The organism is Enterococcus sp. AMC1251, assembly GCF_058216535.1.
The window spans coordinates 1959421-1976778 of record NZ_CM177098.1 but is presented as its reverse complement, the minus strand read 5'-3'; the positions used below and the strand labels follow the sequence as shown (position 1 = coordinate 1976778).

Below are 17358 nucleotides of genomic sequence, written 5' to 3'. Positions count from 1 at the left end.
TAAAAAATGACGGATAACAAAAACTTTTTAACTAATCTTATGAAACAAAAATACGGTATGACAAAGTCTTCTCCTCTAAAATTTACAGAAAAAGATACCTTGTATACTTGTTTTCGTAAACTGGCAGACCATATTTATAAAAATGGGGAATGGACGCAAGAAGACGAAATACAGGCTGTTGATACGATGATACGGAACTGGCACGGTTTTAGCGTGGGATTAAATGAAATTATTAAAAATCATGAGTTTGGAAGTGATCGTGGTCAAAAGGCAACAATAGATATTTCAGCGATTTCAGAAGAGGATAGATTGCTTGTAGGGGCTGATGCAAATGAGAAGATAGGCTACACTGCAGTTGTTACGCAACAAACAGAAGACAAAGGTCCATTTAATAACAGAAGAACGGTTTTTGTTTTATTAGATCCAAACAATAAATCAGGAACAAAACATAATCGACTGTATTACTATAGGCATAAGAAAAACAACCAGAATGAACGACTATACGTAACATTAGGCAACATGAATCGAGCAATTGGATATGATAAACTCCAACAAGATATTTTGAAAGAATATGACAGAAAGTCGGTAAACCAGACAAACAGCATTCTTGAACGGAGGGACCTTGAAAAATATTTAGAATACCTCAGTGATTCGAGATATTCAGGAAAGAAATCACAGAATAGATTTCTAAAAAGTTCTTTTGGAGAATTTTCAGATGAATTTCTTGAGAGCTTACCACGTGATGAAAGTTCTCGCTTTATTGGTGTACCACTAACAAATGATGTTAATGATGTTAGATATTTTAATTGGCGAGATTTAACAGACAATGAGGAAAGTGCAAATAAATTGAATTTAGATAAATCACCCTATATTTTGTCTTCTATTGATGGGAAAAGAAAGCATTATCTTTATCCTGATAATATTCAAGGCTATCGTAAACAAAATGAGCTTTTTGATTTTGTAAAAGAATATATTGATACGACTTATGACATTATACTACAGCGTGAGTATGAAAAAGACATCGAGAAACAAACTCGTGCAAGTGCTTGGCAGACGAAAAAAAATATTAATAAAGAGACACAAGAGATGATGAAGCAAACCAGTTTAAAGGAGCATTTTCAATTCGTCGAACTAGATAATGACGTGGATTTACAATTATTTAAACAATTTGAAACTGAAATGAGGCGAGTTTACGATATATTGCCTCAGACTAGTGCAGAATTTATTTTACGGCTACGGAAGCTGGGAAATTATCACGCACTAGGAATGTATGTGTCCAATTTACAAACGATTGCGATTGATTTTCGTGATGATATTGGAGGGATAGGCATCCAGTCATTCATCCATGAATATGGTCATGCGCTAGATTACACCTTACAGGAAAATGGGAAAATGTTGAGTATGAAAGAAAATTTTCGCCCAATAGTTTCTCAATACCGTAGCAGGATTTCAAAAGAAGCTACCGGTACTTATGTAGCAAAGAAAGCAGGTTATTACGGGACACCAACGGAAGTGTTCGCACGAGCATTTGAAATTTATGTTTCTAATCTAGGATTGGAAAGCAGTTTTATTAAATCGGCAGACACATATAAAAACCAAATAGATTATCAACTGTTTAATGAATCAATGAGGGAAGAGCTGACTGATATTTTTGATTGTCAGTTTCCCAATTTAAGAGAAAAAATCGATTTACTTAACGATCAAAAGGTTAGTGAAGAACTAATTCTTCCAGGACAAACAGCCTTATTTAATATTATAGAGATAGACATGACAGCTAATAAAAAAAATGGACATCAAGAAAATAAGAATAATTTAGAATTTTGAAAAAAGGTTTATCTTTCAGTGAATAAGACTAATTTATTATAGAAGGAGGAATGCAGGATGAAACTAGTAAATTTAGAAATGCCAAGAACTGCAAATGAGTATGGTGTATTTAATCTAGAAGGAATGCCGAATGTGTATTACAGATTTGAGATGCAAGATGGAATAGCAATTTTAATGGAAGATTTTTTTGCGGATAATCAGCCAGTGAAAGAAAAGTACAAACTTTTACCTAAGACTAGTGAACTTTATAAAACTATTCAAGCTACACTTTCAGAGTATTTAGTAATAGCGACAAAAGAACTCAAAAATAGTATTAAAAAAGGAGAAGAGCAAATGAGTAAAGGTAAACTAATATTTTCAAATAATGCAGGAAGAATACATGTTATAGACAATGACTTTAATACAATTTGCGGATATATCGCAAGATCTAATCCTAAAGAAACGATTTTTGCAATGGCTCAGGGGGATGTTTATGAACAAATACAACTTTTGGCAAAAGAAAATAGAGTTGAAGAGATGCTAGACAAAAAATCGATCCCAATTTTTAATAAAAGAATTGCTGAAATGATGTCCCATCAAATTGAGATTCCAGTCGTCAAAATTTATACAAATGAAACCGAAAAGTATCTGTTAGATAATCCAAAACGTATAAAATTAAATGATGGCAACTATACTTGGGATAAACCGTTACTTGAATGGGCGTTGAATCATGTAGAAAAGCGCTTATCAAAAGAATTAGGAAAAGAGTTATCAGGTTACCAAATTGTTGATTGCGCGAAAATTGGTTTTTTGGAAGAGAGTAATCTATTTTATTCAAATGAAGAGGCGTTAAGCTTTACGTATTTTTATAATCAAGAAGCAACTGATTTTTTACATCAATCTGAATTCAGTCATGATGCAGTGTTTAAGAGACCTATAGATTTTGCTAATAAGTTATACAATTTTGGAGTTAAACATTTATTTCATGATACGGATATTTTGCTGATGGAGAAAATGAAATTAGATAATCATATATTGAATACAATATTAGAAAATACAAATGCAAACTACAAAGTAAATTTTTTAAAGGATTTTCATACAGGTTATTATATGCCGATCCCTAGTAAACATGAAAAAAAATTTTCAATTGAAATGGCAGATGAATCATCTGAAATAAAAGAAGAATCTCAGTTAAGAATGGATTTGTAAATAAAAAGGTATAACTAGATTTTATTCTTATGATAAAAATTTACTCCCCATTTTAGTGCTCAGCCTTCTTGCGATAGGGCAAGAAGAGTAAAATTTATTTTTAATTAGTATTGCTTCTCCCTTCTTTTTGTCGATTTCAATTACATTATCCATATTTATAACTATTGAACGATGGCATCTAAAAAATCTACTATCGAGTGTCTCAATAGTTTTTAAATTACTATAAAAATCAATGGTTTTTGATTTACACACTAACTGTATTTTATGAGAATTATAAATAGTTTGGAAAAAAAGAATTTCTTGGAAATCAATTTTAAAGTTTGAAAATTGATTTTCAAAACTAAAAATATCATTCGTTTCTTCTACTTCTGATGATTGCGCAAGTAACAAAATTTCTTTAATTTTTTGTTTGATAATAGGCTCTGAAAGATATTTACTGATAAATTCTATAGCAGCTACTTTATATTCAAAGGAAATCATTCCAAATTCCGGATGATTTGTAATAAATACAATTAAAGCATTATTACTTCTTTTTCTAATTTTTTTTGCTAATTCAAAGCCACTAAATAGGCTATTGTTAATTTCAATATCAAGGAAATAAATATTAGCTGTTTTTTCATCGATAGCTTCCCTCATTAAGATGTTTGGGTCTTCGGTTGCAATAAATTTGCTAATGCAAAAATCTAAATTTAAAGCTATATCCTGGATTAATAGAGTAAGATATTGTCTTTGTATTTGATCATCTTCATATATAAATATATTCATTTTGTATCAATCCTTACATTTAAAAGTAATTTTTTGACTAAACCAATTGTTTTCAATAGTAGTTTCTAAAGTTGTGTACTCGTATTTAATTAGTATATTTTTTAAAATAAATAACCCTATTCCTTGATGCCCTTTTTTGGAAGAGTAATCTTTCAAATAAATTTTTTTAAGATCAATATTATTTGAAAAATTATTCTGAATAGTAAGTATGTGTTTTTTATCAATTTTAAGAAAAGCAATTTTTATATGAGGATATTTGCAATTAATTTCTGCTTCCAAAGCATTTTCAATAAGAATATCAACAATTATACAGAAATCTGTCAGGTCGATGTATGTGAAATGGATATGTTCATCTACTTCTAGCGTAAAATGAATGTTGCTTTTGTAAGCTAAAATTAATTTAGAATATAATAGACATTTTAACTGGGGAATGTTTATTTTTCTAAGTGGTGCAAATGAAAAAGATTGATCAAAAATTATTTGTTCAAATGATGTTAATGATGAATTGTATATTTTTTCTATTCCTTCAATACTTTGGTTTTTCAAGGCTATATTTATTGAAGACAATAGGTTTAGATAGTCATGTTGAAACCCATTTAAGTCATTGTACAAAGTTTCAATATGGTTGACATATTGAAGCATATTATCTAATTGAACATTTTTAATCCTGTCTAGTTGCATAGTGTGGTATCTCTTAGTTAAAAAAAATATTAGTATTGTGACAGACAAAATACTAATGCTAACTGCAATCAGAATACTCCAATATAATTTTGAAGTTACTCGTGAATGGGTATCTTGGTAGTAGAGATAGAATAAAAGAGTTAACGCAACCATGATAAGTATTCCAAAAAATGACCAAAGTTTAAGTACAAATTTATCAGGAGGAATTTTAACAAAATATTTAACCTTTTTAAGTACTAAGATAATTAGAAAGACTGTTATTAGTATAGAAATACACTGGCTTAGTTCAAAATTCAAAAAGTAGTCTAAAAAAGTAGATAAAACATTTAGTAGTATAGAAGATGTCAATGTAATTAAAGCTATCAACAAAAATAGAGTTTTTGAATTAGTAACAGGAGTTAAAAACTTCATTCCTAAGAAAATTAGTAGAATAAAAATTAGGAATGATATTGCACTTAAAAAATGATAAAGAAAAATAGTTATTAAGCAGATTAAACTAAAATAAAGCATATTTTTAGTAGTCAATTTCACTTCGAAAAAGTAAACAGTAGGAATTATAACACATAATAATTGTACAAATTTAATAACGAATGTAAGTGTCATTTTCTTTTTACCAATTTTTTGCTAGGGTTTTCAGGTTCAAACCCAAAAAAGAAACAGTTGCCAAATAATTCTACTATCAAGACTAAAGATAGCATTAAAAACTTACTGATATGATTCGTATTTTTCATAATTTTTAAACTCCTTTCGAGTAATTTTGTATAAAATTGGTGTTATGTGTAGAACTGCTAATAATTGACCATACAAAATCATAAAGAATAGCGTTTTGTCTATAAAAAAGTACGAAAAATTTAATAGTATAAATGATAGTATAGTCTTTTGTTTTAGAATTTGGCGTTGTTTTTTTTGAACAAGAGGATTTTTTTCAGTGTCAGAAGGTGCATAAATCAAAATTAATATTAGCAAAATAGAAAGAATTAAGGAGATTGCAAAGGTATTCAAATAAATTTTTTTCAAGAAAACCGGAAGAATTACAAAAAATAATAAACTTAAAATTGAACAATTAACAGATTTTTCAGCATGCCATCCTAGTGCATTTTTTCTAATAATTATAAATCCAAGATGGCTAAAAAAAGTGTTAGTTATCACTCCCAAAATCAAACTAACTAAATAGACAAATAAACATTTTGTTATATTTATCACAAATATTTGTATGTGATAATAAAACTCTTCCAAAGAATGCTCTTTACTTGAGAAAGAAGGGATTTTTAAAAGATTATATATAATGTACTTTGAGATTTTTTCTTCCATTTACTCACCTTTTCTATATTTGATTGTCCTAAATTAAGTATACAATATTTCTTTTTGTTAAAGAAGGGGTTATTTGTAAACGGTTTATTTTTCGACATAAACGGTAGATTTAATTTGGAATAACTTTTTAAGCTTACTTACTAACCGTTTGCGGACAAGGGGTTTCATTTTTTTGTTAAAGTCTATAGTCTTGAGGTATACCATTTAATGGTATTTGTAGGGATTGAAGGAAAGAGTCGAAAAAATGGAGGTTTTAACACATGAAAGAAAGAGACATTAAGCTAGAAGAATTAGAAACACTATCAATTGTTGGTGGAAGTGACATGCCAAATGATGTTCAACCAGCATCTATTTTATCAGCTATTTCTTTAACACTTTTATCTTGTTCATATATTAGTATTACTGTTAGCGTATTAACGTGTGGATTCTCACAAAAATAAAAAATAAATCATGAAAATATTGACTCTTTCCTTCATCCTAATTAAAAAAATAGGAGGTTCTTTTATGAATAATTATAAAACAGAGCTAAATATTCTAGCAGAAAAGCTATATCAATCGTTTGTACCAAATTCTAAAATTGAGCTAATAAAAAATTTATGCGATATATCGGGGACAAATAATCTTTACGATAATATTAGAGAAAATATAATTGAATCAATTATTTCAATCATTATTGAACCAATTGTAGCTGAGTATCATAATCGTAACGACAATGGTCTAATCAAAGGTAGTACAATACTAGAAAAAAGTCAGTATTTCTTTAAATATTTGTTCGATAAAGAAAATTTAAGGTCTGTCATGAAAAAATATCCAGTTGCTGAAGAGAAAATATCTAAAGAAATTGTTCTAAGAGAAGAATTTTTCATTAGAATTTTTAAATCATTCAGTAATGATAAAGAACAAATAGCTGAATTTTTTCATATTAAGTGTGAAAAAATTGAAAAGATTTTGATGTCTGTTGGAGACCAACATAGTGGAGAATCCGTTAGTGTCATTGAGTTTGAAGAAGCGAAATTGATGTTTAAACCTAGAAATCTTGATAGTGATATTTTTGTTTATGATGTTGTTAAAAGAGTTGCTAGTTTAAGGGATGAAAAAATTGAATTGGTATTTCCGAAATACATAAACAAAGAGGATTATTCATGGCAAGAATACGTATCTGATAATCTGTTTCTTGATTTGGATGATGCTAGAGAATTCTACTACAAAACTGGCATTTATATGGCAGTATTTTTAATTTTGGGTACAACTGATTTACATTATGAAAACATTATTGTAAATCAAACAAATCCGATGTTTATAGATTTAGAAACTATTGGAGTAGGATCAAAGGGCGATTACTTTTCAACATATGGTTTTAACCTTCCACAGTCTGGTGTTCTGGGGAGTATGCTTTTGCCAAGAATTGATAAAACAGGCGTTTTCGATGTTAATATAAGTGGTCTGTTTTCTAAAAAAGAAAAATCAGAAAAAATGGAATCGTTCCAGTTTTTTATTGAAGAAGGAAAAGAATGGGTATTTGAAAAGGTACTCTATGAATCTAACCCAATAAGTAAAAATATAACAAAAGAGGGGATTGAGATTGATCCTAGTCAAGTTTCAGAAAGTTTAAAATCTGGTTTCTCGGATACTCTTAGGGATATTTTAAAACATAAAGAAATAATAAAGCGTTTTCTAGAAAATGAATTAAGTAGAAATATTGAAGTTAGACAACTGTTGCGACCTACCAGGGTCTATGCAAAATTTTTAGAAGCAGCATCTACAAAAAAATATTTAGAGTCTTTTGAAGAAATGGAGAAACTTTTTAATATTTTACTATTAAATTTTGATGCTAGTGATTTTGGTTATATCAGAGTAGAAAAAGAAATTGAAGAACTAAAAAAAGGGAATATACCTTCGTTTTATTTGCTATCAAACTCTAAAGATTTATTATGTAACGGAGAAATCATTTGTGAAAATTATTATTTTAAAACTTATTTAGATGATGTTATTGAACGGATAGATAAGCTGAATGATAAAGATATCAACTATCAATTGAGAATGATTGATACTTCTTTAGCATCATATTATACGGCGGACAAGCTTTATGAAGTAGAACATAATGATATTCCTAAACTCAATCCAACAGAATATGAAGATACTTTAAATCGATATGTTGACTATATTAACTCCTTTATGGTTGAAGTTGACGAAACAAAGTTGGAGTACTATACACTTCAAGTTCAACGCGACAGATTTGTATTAGATGAAAGTGGGTTTGGTCTTTATGATACTGGTGGGTTGATTTTGTTTTTAGCATTATATGGGAAAACGCATAAAAATGAAGCATTGATAACAGCTGAAAAGCTTTATAAAACTGCATTTGAAAAAAGAAATTTGATTGTTAAAGAAAATAACATACCAGAGCACTTTTCTGTATTTTCTGGCATATCTGGATTGCTTTATTTATCATATAATCTATATAAAATTACTGGAAAGGAGGATTATTACAATGATTACATCAACTTTTATGAGGAATTCTCCGGAAATTTTAATATTGAAGACCTCGAATTCAAATTAGATTTTTTAACTGGATTATCAGGAATTGTTGTTTTGTTAGTAAATATTATGCTGGATAATAGTAGTTTACGTGATGAAGCGCTAATAAATAAACTATCAAAGCTATTATTTGATAAAAGAAAAACTGTAAAATTTGATGACACTTCAATGGCTCATGGAAGAAATGGTTACTGTATGGCTCTGGCATCATTGTATAAATTTTTTGGAGATGAATTGTATCTCAATCAAATTCAAATTGAATTGAAAGAGATAGAAAGCTCGCTGGAAATAACTAGTGTTAATGGAAATATTCATACATGGTGTAGGGGACTGTTAGGATGGTATTTATTAGTTGCAACATGTTTAAAATGTAATGAACAGTTTTTTAGCCATTTTAAGCAAATTCTTTACACTATTACTCCTGAACAGATTGAAGAAATGTTAACAATTAATAATGATTCGATGTGTCATGGTGTCGCAGGAAATTATTTTTCAATACGAAGTATTTTTCCTTATCTTAATAAAGAATGTCAGCTATATTTCACCAGTTTAATCAAGCAAAGTTTGTTAAATAATCCATTTGAAAAAAAATGGATACAAGGTTCTATGCATATTCCGGATTCATTTATGTTAGGGGCAACTGGATTAATTTATATGATTTATGATTTAGTTTTAAAGGTTGAGGTGCCATCTGTATTAGAATTAGAGGTTCTCAAAGGTGATTTGTTTTGAAAAAAATAGTATTTTATAAACAATCCCAGCAGAGCGAATGTGGTTTATGTTGTATTGCAATGTTGTCATCTTACTATGGCTATGTTAAAAGTTTGAATTCTTATAGATTGCTATTTAAAACTGGAAGAGATGGTATGTCACTTTTTAATATGTGTAAGATACTAAATAATATAGGGATAAAAACAAACGTAGAAAAAATTTTGACATTAACTAAGCATGATTTTGATGAAAGACCATCAATTTTATTCATTAATGAAAATCATTATGTAGTTGCTTTAAAAAAAGGTAAGAATTTGTATATATATGACCCAGCTATTGGAAAAAAGAAAATTTCCGAAGAGGAGCTATCTTCGCTTAATTGTTTGTATTTATTAAAATCGGATATGGATAAAGATATTTTTGTGAAAAGTATTGAAAAAAATAGTGAAACAAAACATCTCACAAAACTTTTTGTTTCTGTTTCAAAACTTTTTACTTTTGTAGTTCTAATGTCTTTTTTTTCATACATCATTTCTATTTGGGTGCCACTAATAATGAGAAATATGATTGATCAACTTATAAATACAGAACAGTTTAACTTACAAGGAACGATAATAAGTATAAGTTTAGTGATTGTTGGTTATTTGATAGTGTCAGTTATGAGAAACTTTTCAGTCGTAAAGTTGCAAAAAAAGATTGTTACAAACTTATCGAATATGAAGATTGCTCATTTATTAAATATCAACTTTTCCTATTTTGATGAGCGAACTAGTGGAGGAGTCTTATATAGATTGAATTTAGTCGATCAATTACAAAACCTTATTTTAAATGATTTAATTCAATTTATTATTTCAATTACTGTTTTTTTAGTTACGTTTAGTTATATTCTTTTGATGTATCCATACTTAATTTTACCCCTTACAGTTATTCTAGCGGCAACCATTCTTTTGACTATTTTGTTTCATAAGAAGGTACTTGTTCAAAAACAAAGTGAGAATCAAAAATATAGCAATCTAAACTCTTTAACTACGGAAATAGTTCACGGAATCTATCAAATAAAATGTTTGAAGCTTGAAAATTTCTTTCTTTCAAATTACCAAAATATATTTTCGGAATATAAAAGTGATATGATTACTTCACAAAAAATGACGATGAAATATAACTTAATTTTGAATACGATTGTGACTTTCTCTCCTATCTATATGATTATTCTTGTTTTTACTAGTAATCATTTCACAATTGGAGAAGTATTTGCTCTTTATAGTTTCATAACAACGCTATTTAATAACTGTAATACACTCGCAGTTTCAATCTTTTCATTTAGTACAATTAGAGCTTCATTACTTTATGTGAATGATTTTTTTGATGAGCCGACGAAAGATACTTATGATAATCAGCTTATTGAAAAGGATTTTAAAAGATTAACTATTTCAAATTTGACTTTTCGCTATAACAATAGTTCTGAAAAAATTTTAGATGACATTTACTTGGATGTAGGTTCAAATGAAAAAGTAGCTCTAGTTGGATCATCTGGAAGTGGCAAGTCTACGCTTATTTCATTGATTGCACAAATATATGAAGGATATGATGGTTTAATAAAAGTAAACGATAAACAGATTCAAAAAGTTAACTCAGATAATCTAGCTAAATTAATTAGCATCGTTCCACAAAAAATGATTTACTTTCATCGAACATTGCGAGAAAATTTAGTTATGGGACAAACTGGTATTACAGATAAAGAAATATACAATGCTTTAAAATCTGCGAATATCTATGATGAAATATCTATTCTTCCCATGAAACTTGATACCCTTATCTCAGAAAGCGGAAATTTTTCTGGGGGACAGTTACAGAGATTATCAATTGCAAGATCTCTGTTGAAAAAGCCTAAGTTTATTATTTTTGATGAGGCTACAAGTTCTTTAGATTCATTTAATTCTGAAGCTATTTTTGCTAATCTTGCTCAACTTGATATATCACAACTGGTGGTTACACATCAACTTGAGTCAGTGAAACATTTTGATAGAATATATGTTATTGATAATGGAAAGATTGTTGGACAAGGAACACATGAGGAGTTAAAAACAAAAAATACATTCTACCAAAAGTTAATGCGTTCCAAAGAGGGGGAACTTTAATGAAAGTCTTCGTTTTTTATGGGAAAATTGAAAAAGAAAATTCTACAATGAAATTCATGATAAATGCGTTGTTAGATGAATTAGTGAGTCAAACGAATGAAAAAGTTGTTATATCTAATTTAAGTGAATCGGATTTCGATATTCAATATTGTAATGGGTGTAGCGATTGCTTTTTGAAAGGTTCGTGTCCGTTGGTTGATGATATGGAAAAAATAAAGCTCGATATTTTATCGTCAGATATCATTTTGTTTGGTTCTCCTGTATATGGACATGCAGTCTCAGGATCTGTTAAGACTTTTTTTGATCGGATTACATATTGGACTCATTTATTTAAACTGTCAGGAAAATTTGGTATTTCATTGAATGTATCAAGCGGAAACGGAAATGAACCAGTTAAACAGTACATGGAAAAAATTATGGGAAACTTAGGGTTATCATTAGTTAGCCAGATTTCTATTAAATCTTCCAGTTACTCTAAAGATATCATGTTAAATATAGCAAAGAATGAAATTAAAAAGTTGCTTATTACCTATCAAAATAATAAATATAAAGTAAGTGCTGCTCAAGAAACTTCTTTTAAAAATTTTCAGAGGCTGTATAAGGGAGAGGCTGGAACGTCATTTGAACGTGAGTATTGGTTAAGTAATGGTATGTTTGAAGTTAAAACCTTAGAAGAATATGTCAATAGGAAATCGATTAAATTGTAAGAAAGGAATGTAAAACTATGTCTATGGAAGAAGATTATCTAGTAAAACAATTAAAGATGATTGGCGAAGCGGCAGGAAATGCAATTGCAACGACTTTAAACTTGGAAAGAAGTAAGATTGATCTTGGACAAGAAGAAGATGAGAATGGCAACCTTATATCTGGTAATGAGCTTTTAGAAGAATATCTTAATAAAAGAAAAATTCATAAAGCATTCTTGTTAATTGAATCTAAAAAGTATAGTTTATCTTATTTAGACATGTCAACATTGACAACATACTTTATTAAATTTTTGCAAGAATTATCAAATGAAGAAAAATTGGAATTAGAAATTGATTCAAAAAAAATTGATTACTATAAACTGAAATTAAATGAGCTATAAGAAATTAGTAATAAAAGAAAACGGATTAGTGGTATCTGTCTTTACTATTAATTTCAAGATAATAAGTATAATAAGAAATGACAAAATTGTTAATTTAACTTTTTTGTCATTTTTTATTTCAAAAAGACTTTATTTTATCAGCAGTAAAACTAATTTATTTTAAAGAGGAGGAAACTTGGAAAGGAGAAGAAAGTGGATATTTTTGATGAAAAAACTAAAGTTTACGAATTGATGTCGAATATATTAAATGAAAAAAGTGAACTGACCAGACAGTATGACTGTCTGCAAGAAAGATTGAATGAAATTGAAAAAGTTTTAAAATCCAGTTACACGAAAACGGATGGAGAAAAGAAAAAAGCCGTTGAAATTGAATCACAGAAATATTTTGAAAGTAAAAAAAGTATGCTGAATAAATCATATTTAGATTATGCGAAAGTTTCTCGCCAAATTGCTCATATCCTGAAAAATTCAGATGTTCCTTTAACTATTCAAAACATTCATAGCGGATTGCAAAAGTTAGGGGTAGAGGTCTCTAAAGTGAATTTATCAAATAATATTTTAAGGCGTATGATCAGTGAAAAAAGTAGTAAAGTAACGCGAGCAACTAGAGGGTTTTATCAATATGGATAAGAATAAACATATTTGTTATTTGTTTACAGGATATATCAAAAAAGTACTATCATTTACTGCGAATAACTATTACATTAAAGAATACAAACATCGTTATTTATTTTTAGAAGATGTATTTCCAGAGTATAAAGATATCTCCGATCAGCAGCAGGTTTTCAACGAATTATCTTTAAATTATGAAGAAATACTGTCTCCTGAAATATATATGGAAGACTTACAACTTGCTGCGGCGATGAAAAAGCTCAATAATAAAGAAAAAATTTTTATTTATCAAAAGTTTGTGTTGTGTCAAACTGGTGTTGAAATGGCTAAATCACGTGGGATTTCAGAACAATCTATTTCTGAAATGAAGAAAAGAATTCTTAAAAAGTTAAAAAAGCATTTTTAAATAAGCCGAGTTCCTCTTCTTTAAAATGAATGGAGGCATTAAAAATGGAATTTAACTATACTACGATTTCTGATGCTAAAAATGGTGATGAACAAGCAATCACATTTTTAATGGAGCAATTTAAACCACTAATGCTTAAAGAAGCAAGCCGTAATGGAAATTTAGATGAGGATTGTCTGCAAGAATTGAGAATTGCTTTTGTTAAAGCTATTCAAGAATTTGATTTTGAAAAGTTGGTTTATTAGTATGAATTAATGAATATATTCTTTCGTTTTACAGATTAGTAAACTACCATTGAAATAACAAAAAATATGTAAATATGTTTTCTTGGAACAATATCATTAAATAACAATGAGTTCTAACGTGTAAGAGTGATACAAACTAAAAAAAAGGATATTCTGCAACTGAGAGGTATGTAAATACTAAAAAAGGGCTATGAATTGTGTGGAAAATGAATATAATTATGTATATATAGACCTATATAGTGCACACATTTATCTGGGTTCTTTTGCGCTTATTGATAAAATTGATATTAAGGATAAGATTGTATTAGAGCAATTGACATGATTGATTAGTAGCAGAGGTTATCTATTAGCTTCAATAATTAAAGTAATAAATGACTATTTATAAATGAAACTCGTGCTGTAGTTTAACCAAAAGTATTGAAAGAAGGTGTATGAATGAAAAATAAATACAGTGGATATGATGACAGAGAAGGTACGCCTCTTAATGATGGTGACTATGCGCTGATTGAATATTTTGAGAGAGGCTATTGGACAGACTACAATACTGTAAAGATAGTCGTTTCTCATGAGGATGTTCTAGTAACAGAATATGTGGACGTTATGTTTGCTCCTGCACCAGCTTCTATAACAACTTTTATGAATGATAAAAATTTTAGATTCACTAAAAAGATCAGTATCCAGGAGATGGAAACGAAAAGAAGATAGTTTATATTTTTTACTTTATAGGCTTTTTTCTATTGTACATTCTGTTTTATATTATTCTATAGGTAACATAAAAGCAACTGTCAGTAGTAATAGTCACAATCATTATTGTGGGAGCAATTTTGACAAGTAGGTTTAATAAGAAATGATAAAATTGATTTCCCTAAAGAATTGATATGCAAAATACGAACACATTTAATAAAAAACGTCAGTAATCAGTGTAAAAAAATTAATAAAGGTGAGTGTATTTAATGGAAAAAGGATATTTGTCAAGTTGGTTAAATGTTTCTGTTACTTCAGCAAAATTATACAGATTAGTTGAAATTTATGAAGAAGATTTAATAAAAGAACATAATTTATATATGATATTAGGTTTTCCAAACTACATGATTAAAGAATATTCTTATTGTACTACTATAAAAAATCAGTTAATAGTGCACTTAGTGTTACATGATACAGGTGATGAAATAAAAGTACCTGTTGTTTTTAATGAAATTGAAAATATCTGTGACTGTGAGGTTAGAATTAGTAGTAATTGTAAGGCATTAACAATAAACGAAGAAGTTTTTTCCGTAATTGATATATTACTGTTAGGTAAGACATTAACACAATTATTATATGTCGGGAAAAGTACTGGAATTAAAGAGGAACGTTGCTCTTTAGAAAGATTAAGAGAACATAAAACCTTGCAAAAGATTATGACCGATACGTTAGAAGGTAGAATAGATAAAGAAATTTGTATTTTGACATTTGGTATAGCAGAATACAAATTATTTGAAACATTTACACCATTAGAATATTCATTCAACACTATAGATGAATTTAATGATTTCCCTGAATTAAATAAATTAGTGAATATAACAGAGGCGATTCTAATAAATACTTTTAAACCGTTGTATAATGATAAGTATTCTAGAGGGGTAGTTCCTTCGCCAGAACATATTTCATATATTGAGTATTATAAAAAAAAGTATAACTACATAAGTTTAAGTTTAGACTTATTATCTCATTTTATTTTTCAAACAGAAACATTAACATTTGATCCATCAAATGAATTTACTTTTGATTTGATAAATGGTAATAAAGTTATCTTTGATATTTTACCCAATTTTTTTAATAATACGGAAGCTTAGAAATTAAAAATTCCCAAAAAGCACTAGAAAGGGCAATGATATGGAAGCTATTCTAATTAGTTCGATACTGCCAACTGTATTTTGGACAATTGTTTTATTAGTTTATTTTAGTAAAAAGAGACTAGAAAAAAATTGTACTGAATCAACAATTGGAATTGTTGTTAAGAGTAGGCTTATAACAAATATGAATGATGGAGACTTGAATTTTTATAGGATACCATTAATTGAATATCAGATCAATGGAAGAAATTATAGGGCAGAAATTCATGTAACTCAATTAAGATATTTCCATAAAATTCCTATAGGTCAAATAAATTGTCCACCAATTGGTAGTCAAATTGAATTAATGTATAATCCTAAAAATATAAATCAAATTTATTCGAAGATTGATGATCAGTTTGGTAAAAAGATGGTAATGTTTATTTTTTCATGTTTTGCAACATTTACTTCAATATTTCCTATTGGATTCTTTTTAAATAGAGTAGGAATTAGATTTTACTAATTGAATATTATTTACCAAAAATTGTTAATAACGGAAGGTGGAAAATACATGGAAGTTGAAGAAATACTTGCAGTCGTTACTGCTTTAACAACAATTATTGCAACAATTTTATCTTATAAAGCTATTAAACAAGTTGATAAATCAATTAAGCAAACAGAAAAAAATTCAGTCATAGGTTCTAATCAGTTCCTTTTTGATCGTAGGCTTGAGTTAATAACTTATTTTAGAGCCGTTATTTCGGAAGCTAATGGTTTAGGCTTACATGTTACAGAAATAACAGGAGACACTAGAAAAGATACGGAGGATGTCTTTAAGGTTGATGAGAAAATAAAACAGTTAAAAGGTATTTTAGATATGCAGTTCAGCGCTTTTATAAATAATTTATGTTTTTACGAGCTAGGTTCTATGATTATTCAAGTATCAGAAGATAGCGCAGAAAACTATGAGATAGAAAGAAAGAAATGTGTAATTTTTATAGATGAAATGCATAATAAAATTGAATCTATTGATTATTTATTTTCAGATAATAGTCTGAAATTAGAATTGAAGACTATTTTAGAAGGATATGTTGATATATTGAAACTATACAATACTCTTTTTTATGAACTACATACGGTTAAAGGAGCATATGATTTTCCAGTCTTTTTTTTAACCTATGATAATATGAAAAAGAATGCTGCTAAGTTGAAAAAAGCTGTCGAAAATATCAATATAGAGGAAACTAATGTTAAAATCAAAGATGAACTTTTTGTTTTTTAGGTCTAAAGGTTTAGTAGATAATATTCCAAAAAGGATAAAATATGACATGCATGGAATACAAGATATTCAATAGCAGCATTAGTATTAGAAAAGATTAGGAAGGTAACTAAGTGATGAATAGTAAAATGAAGATTATAGAATGGCTGACGGTTTGTCCAGATTTTGAAGTATCTAGGATAGAAGAAAATTTAATCATTGATAAATCGTTGATCTGGGGGAAGTTATCTAATAAATCATTTAATGGTGTAACATTCGCAGAACTAAAACATTTTCTTGTTGATAGCTATGACTGGAATATTTAAGGCAGCCTCAAAATGGATCAAAAATGATCTAAGAACAAGTATGTTAACACTTTGATTTTTTTAGACAAAAACATCAAGAAGCATTGTTTAAAAAAGGGAGAAGTTTTTAAATAAAAATAGGAGGAAGGCGTAGGATGAAGATACTCATTTTACGCCTTTTTTAGTTTGAACAGATTTATCAAATTTTAATTTAGATATGTTATTTTTAACGAACAATTGATTATTGCCTTTCGTTTGACAGCTATGAGTACAGAAGTAACTGGTCAATGATTTAGCAACGATTTTAGAGAACCTAAATCGTATGCGTACATTCAGTTCAAAGAAAGGAAAGATCTGACCAAAGGAGAAGGTATCCGTTCTTAGTCCTATCAAAAGGTTATGGGTAAACGTTTAGAATGAATGGAATGGAAGAGTCATTTAAAAAATATATGAGCGAGGACTATTTATATTTGGT

The 17358-nt window shown here is 28.5% G+C and carries 18 protein-coding genes; 15 read left to right on the top strand and 3 right to left on the bottom strand.

Translation table 11 applies throughout. The features are described 5' to 3' along the window. Positions 1–6: 6 nt before the first annotated feature. Entirely contained in the window at positions 7–1824 is a 1818-nt protein-coding gene (locus AC4BBR_RS09260) for an LPD1 domain-containing protein (protein WP_490459293.1), read from the top strand. 57 nt (positions 1825–1881) lie between these two features. Further along, positions 1882–3012: a hypothetical protein gene (locus tag AC4BBR_RS09255; RefSeq protein ID WP_490459292.1), complete on the top strand. Its 1131-nt coding sequence runs from the start codon at positions 1882–1884 to the stop codon at positions 3010–3012. Positions 3013–3039: 27 nt separating this feature from the next. Here the strand turns inward: AC4BBR_RS09255 and AC4BBR_RS09250 are convergent, their stop codons facing one another. From AC4BBR_RS09250 to AC4BBR_RS09240, 3 genes are all read right to left on the bottom strand, one after another. Continuing rightward, positions 3040–3777 carry a LytR/AlgR family response regulator transcription factor gene (locus tag AC4BBR_RS09250; protein WP_490459291.1) on the bottom strand — a complete coding sequence of 246 codons (738 nt, stop codon included), beginning with the start codon at positions 3775–3777 and terminating at the stop codon, positions 3040–3042. A 6-nt stretch (positions 3778–3783) separates the two neighbouring features. Beyond that, the gene (locus tag AC4BBR_RS09245; RefSeq protein ID WP_490459290.1) at positions 3784–4458 is read right to left on the bottom strand and encodes a sensor histidine kinase; all 675 of its coding nucleotides are present in this window, start codon (positions 4456–4458) and stop codon (positions 3784–3786) included. 705 nt (positions 4459–5163) lie between these two features. Continuing rightward, positions 5164–5769 carry an accessory gene regulator B family protein gene (locus AC4BBR_RS09240; protein WP_490459289.1) on the bottom strand — a complete coding sequence of 202 codons (606 nt, stop codon included), beginning with the start codon at positions 5767–5769 and terminating at the stop codon, positions 5164–5166. A gap of 260 nt (positions 5770–6029) precedes the next feature. Here AC4BBR_RS09240 and AC4BBR_RS09235 point away from each other — a divergent pair, with 260 nt between their 5' ends. From AC4BBR_RS09235 to AC4BBR_RS09175, 13 genes are all read left to right on the top strand, one after another. Continuing rightward, the gene (locus tag AC4BBR_RS09235) at positions 6030–6209 is read left to right on the top strand and encodes a hypothetical protein (RefSeq protein WP_490459288.1); all 180 of its coding nucleotides are present in this window, start codon (positions 6030–6032) and stop codon (positions 6207–6209) included. A gap of 64 nt (positions 6210–6273) precedes the next feature. Then, positions 6274–9039, top strand: coding sequence for a type 2 lanthipeptide synthetase LanM (lanM, locus tag AC4BBR_RS09230; protein ID WP_490459287.1), 2766 nt, complete (start codon positions 6274–6276; stop codon positions 9037–9039). Then, positions 9036–11156 (top strand): peptidase domain-containing ABC transporter, encoded by a 2121-nt coding sequence (locus tag AC4BBR_RS09225; RefSeq protein ID WP_490459286.1) that lies wholly within the window; start codon positions 9036–9038, stop codon positions 11154–11156. The genes lanM and AC4BBR_RS09225 overlap by 4 nt, the downstream gene beginning before the upstream one ends. Then, positions 11156–11863, top strand: a complete 708-nt coding sequence (locus AC4BBR_RS09220; protein WP_490459285.1) for a flavodoxin family protein — start codon at positions 11156–11158, stop codon at positions 11861–11863. The genes AC4BBR_RS09225 and AC4BBR_RS09220 overlap by 1 nt, the downstream gene beginning before the upstream one ends. Before the next feature lie 17 nt (positions 11864–11880). After that, positions 11881–12243 (top strand): hypothetical protein, encoded by a 363-nt coding sequence (locus tag AC4BBR_RS09215; protein ID WP_490459284.1) that lies wholly within the window; start codon positions 11881–11883, stop codon positions 12241–12243. Between the two features lie 192 nt (positions 12244–12435). After that, complete coding sequence (locus AC4BBR_RS09210; protein ID WP_490459283.1) at positions 12436–12873, top strand: hypothetical protein; 438 nt, start codon at positions 12436–12438, stop codon at positions 12871–12873. Then, positions 12866–13261, top strand: a complete 396-nt coding sequence (locus AC4BBR_RS09205; protein WP_490459282.1) for a hypothetical protein — start codon at positions 12866–12868, stop codon at positions 13259–13261. Before AC4BBR_RS09210 ends, AC4BBR_RS09205 begins: the two co-directional genes overlap by 8 nt. Positions 13262–13305: 44 nt before the next feature. Beyond that, entirely contained in the window at positions 13306–13506 is a 201-nt protein-coding gene (locus tag AC4BBR_RS09200) for a helix-turn-helix domain-containing protein (protein WP_490459281.1), read from the top strand. Between the two features lie 435 nt (positions 13507–13941). Then, on the top strand, positions 13942–14211 hold the full coding sequence (locus tag AC4BBR_RS09195) for a hypothetical protein (protein WP_490459280.1): 270 nt from the start codon (positions 13942–13944) through the stop codon (positions 14209–14211). 248 nt (positions 14212–14459) lie between these two features. Beyond that, a complete protein-coding gene (locus AC4BBR_RS09190; protein ID WP_490459279.1) occupies positions 14460–15341 on the top strand; it encodes a hypothetical protein in 882 nt (293 codons plus the stop codon). Positions 15342–15381: 40 nt separating this feature from the next. Continuing rightward, entirely contained in the window at positions 15382–15843 is a 462-nt protein-coding gene (locus AC4BBR_RS09185) for a hypothetical protein (protein WP_490459278.1), read from the top strand. A 48-nt stretch (positions 15844–15891) separates the two neighbouring features. Beyond that, complete coding sequence (locus tag AC4BBR_RS09180; RefSeq protein ID WP_490459277.1) at positions 15892–16602, top strand: hypothetical protein; 711 nt, start codon at positions 15892–15894, stop codon at positions 16600–16602. Between the two features lie 110 nt (positions 16603–16712). Further along, entirely contained in the window at positions 16713–16904 is a 192-nt protein-coding gene (locus AC4BBR_RS09175; RefSeq protein ID WP_490459276.1) for a hypothetical protein, read from the top strand. Positions 16905–17358 lie beyond the last annotated feature (454 nt).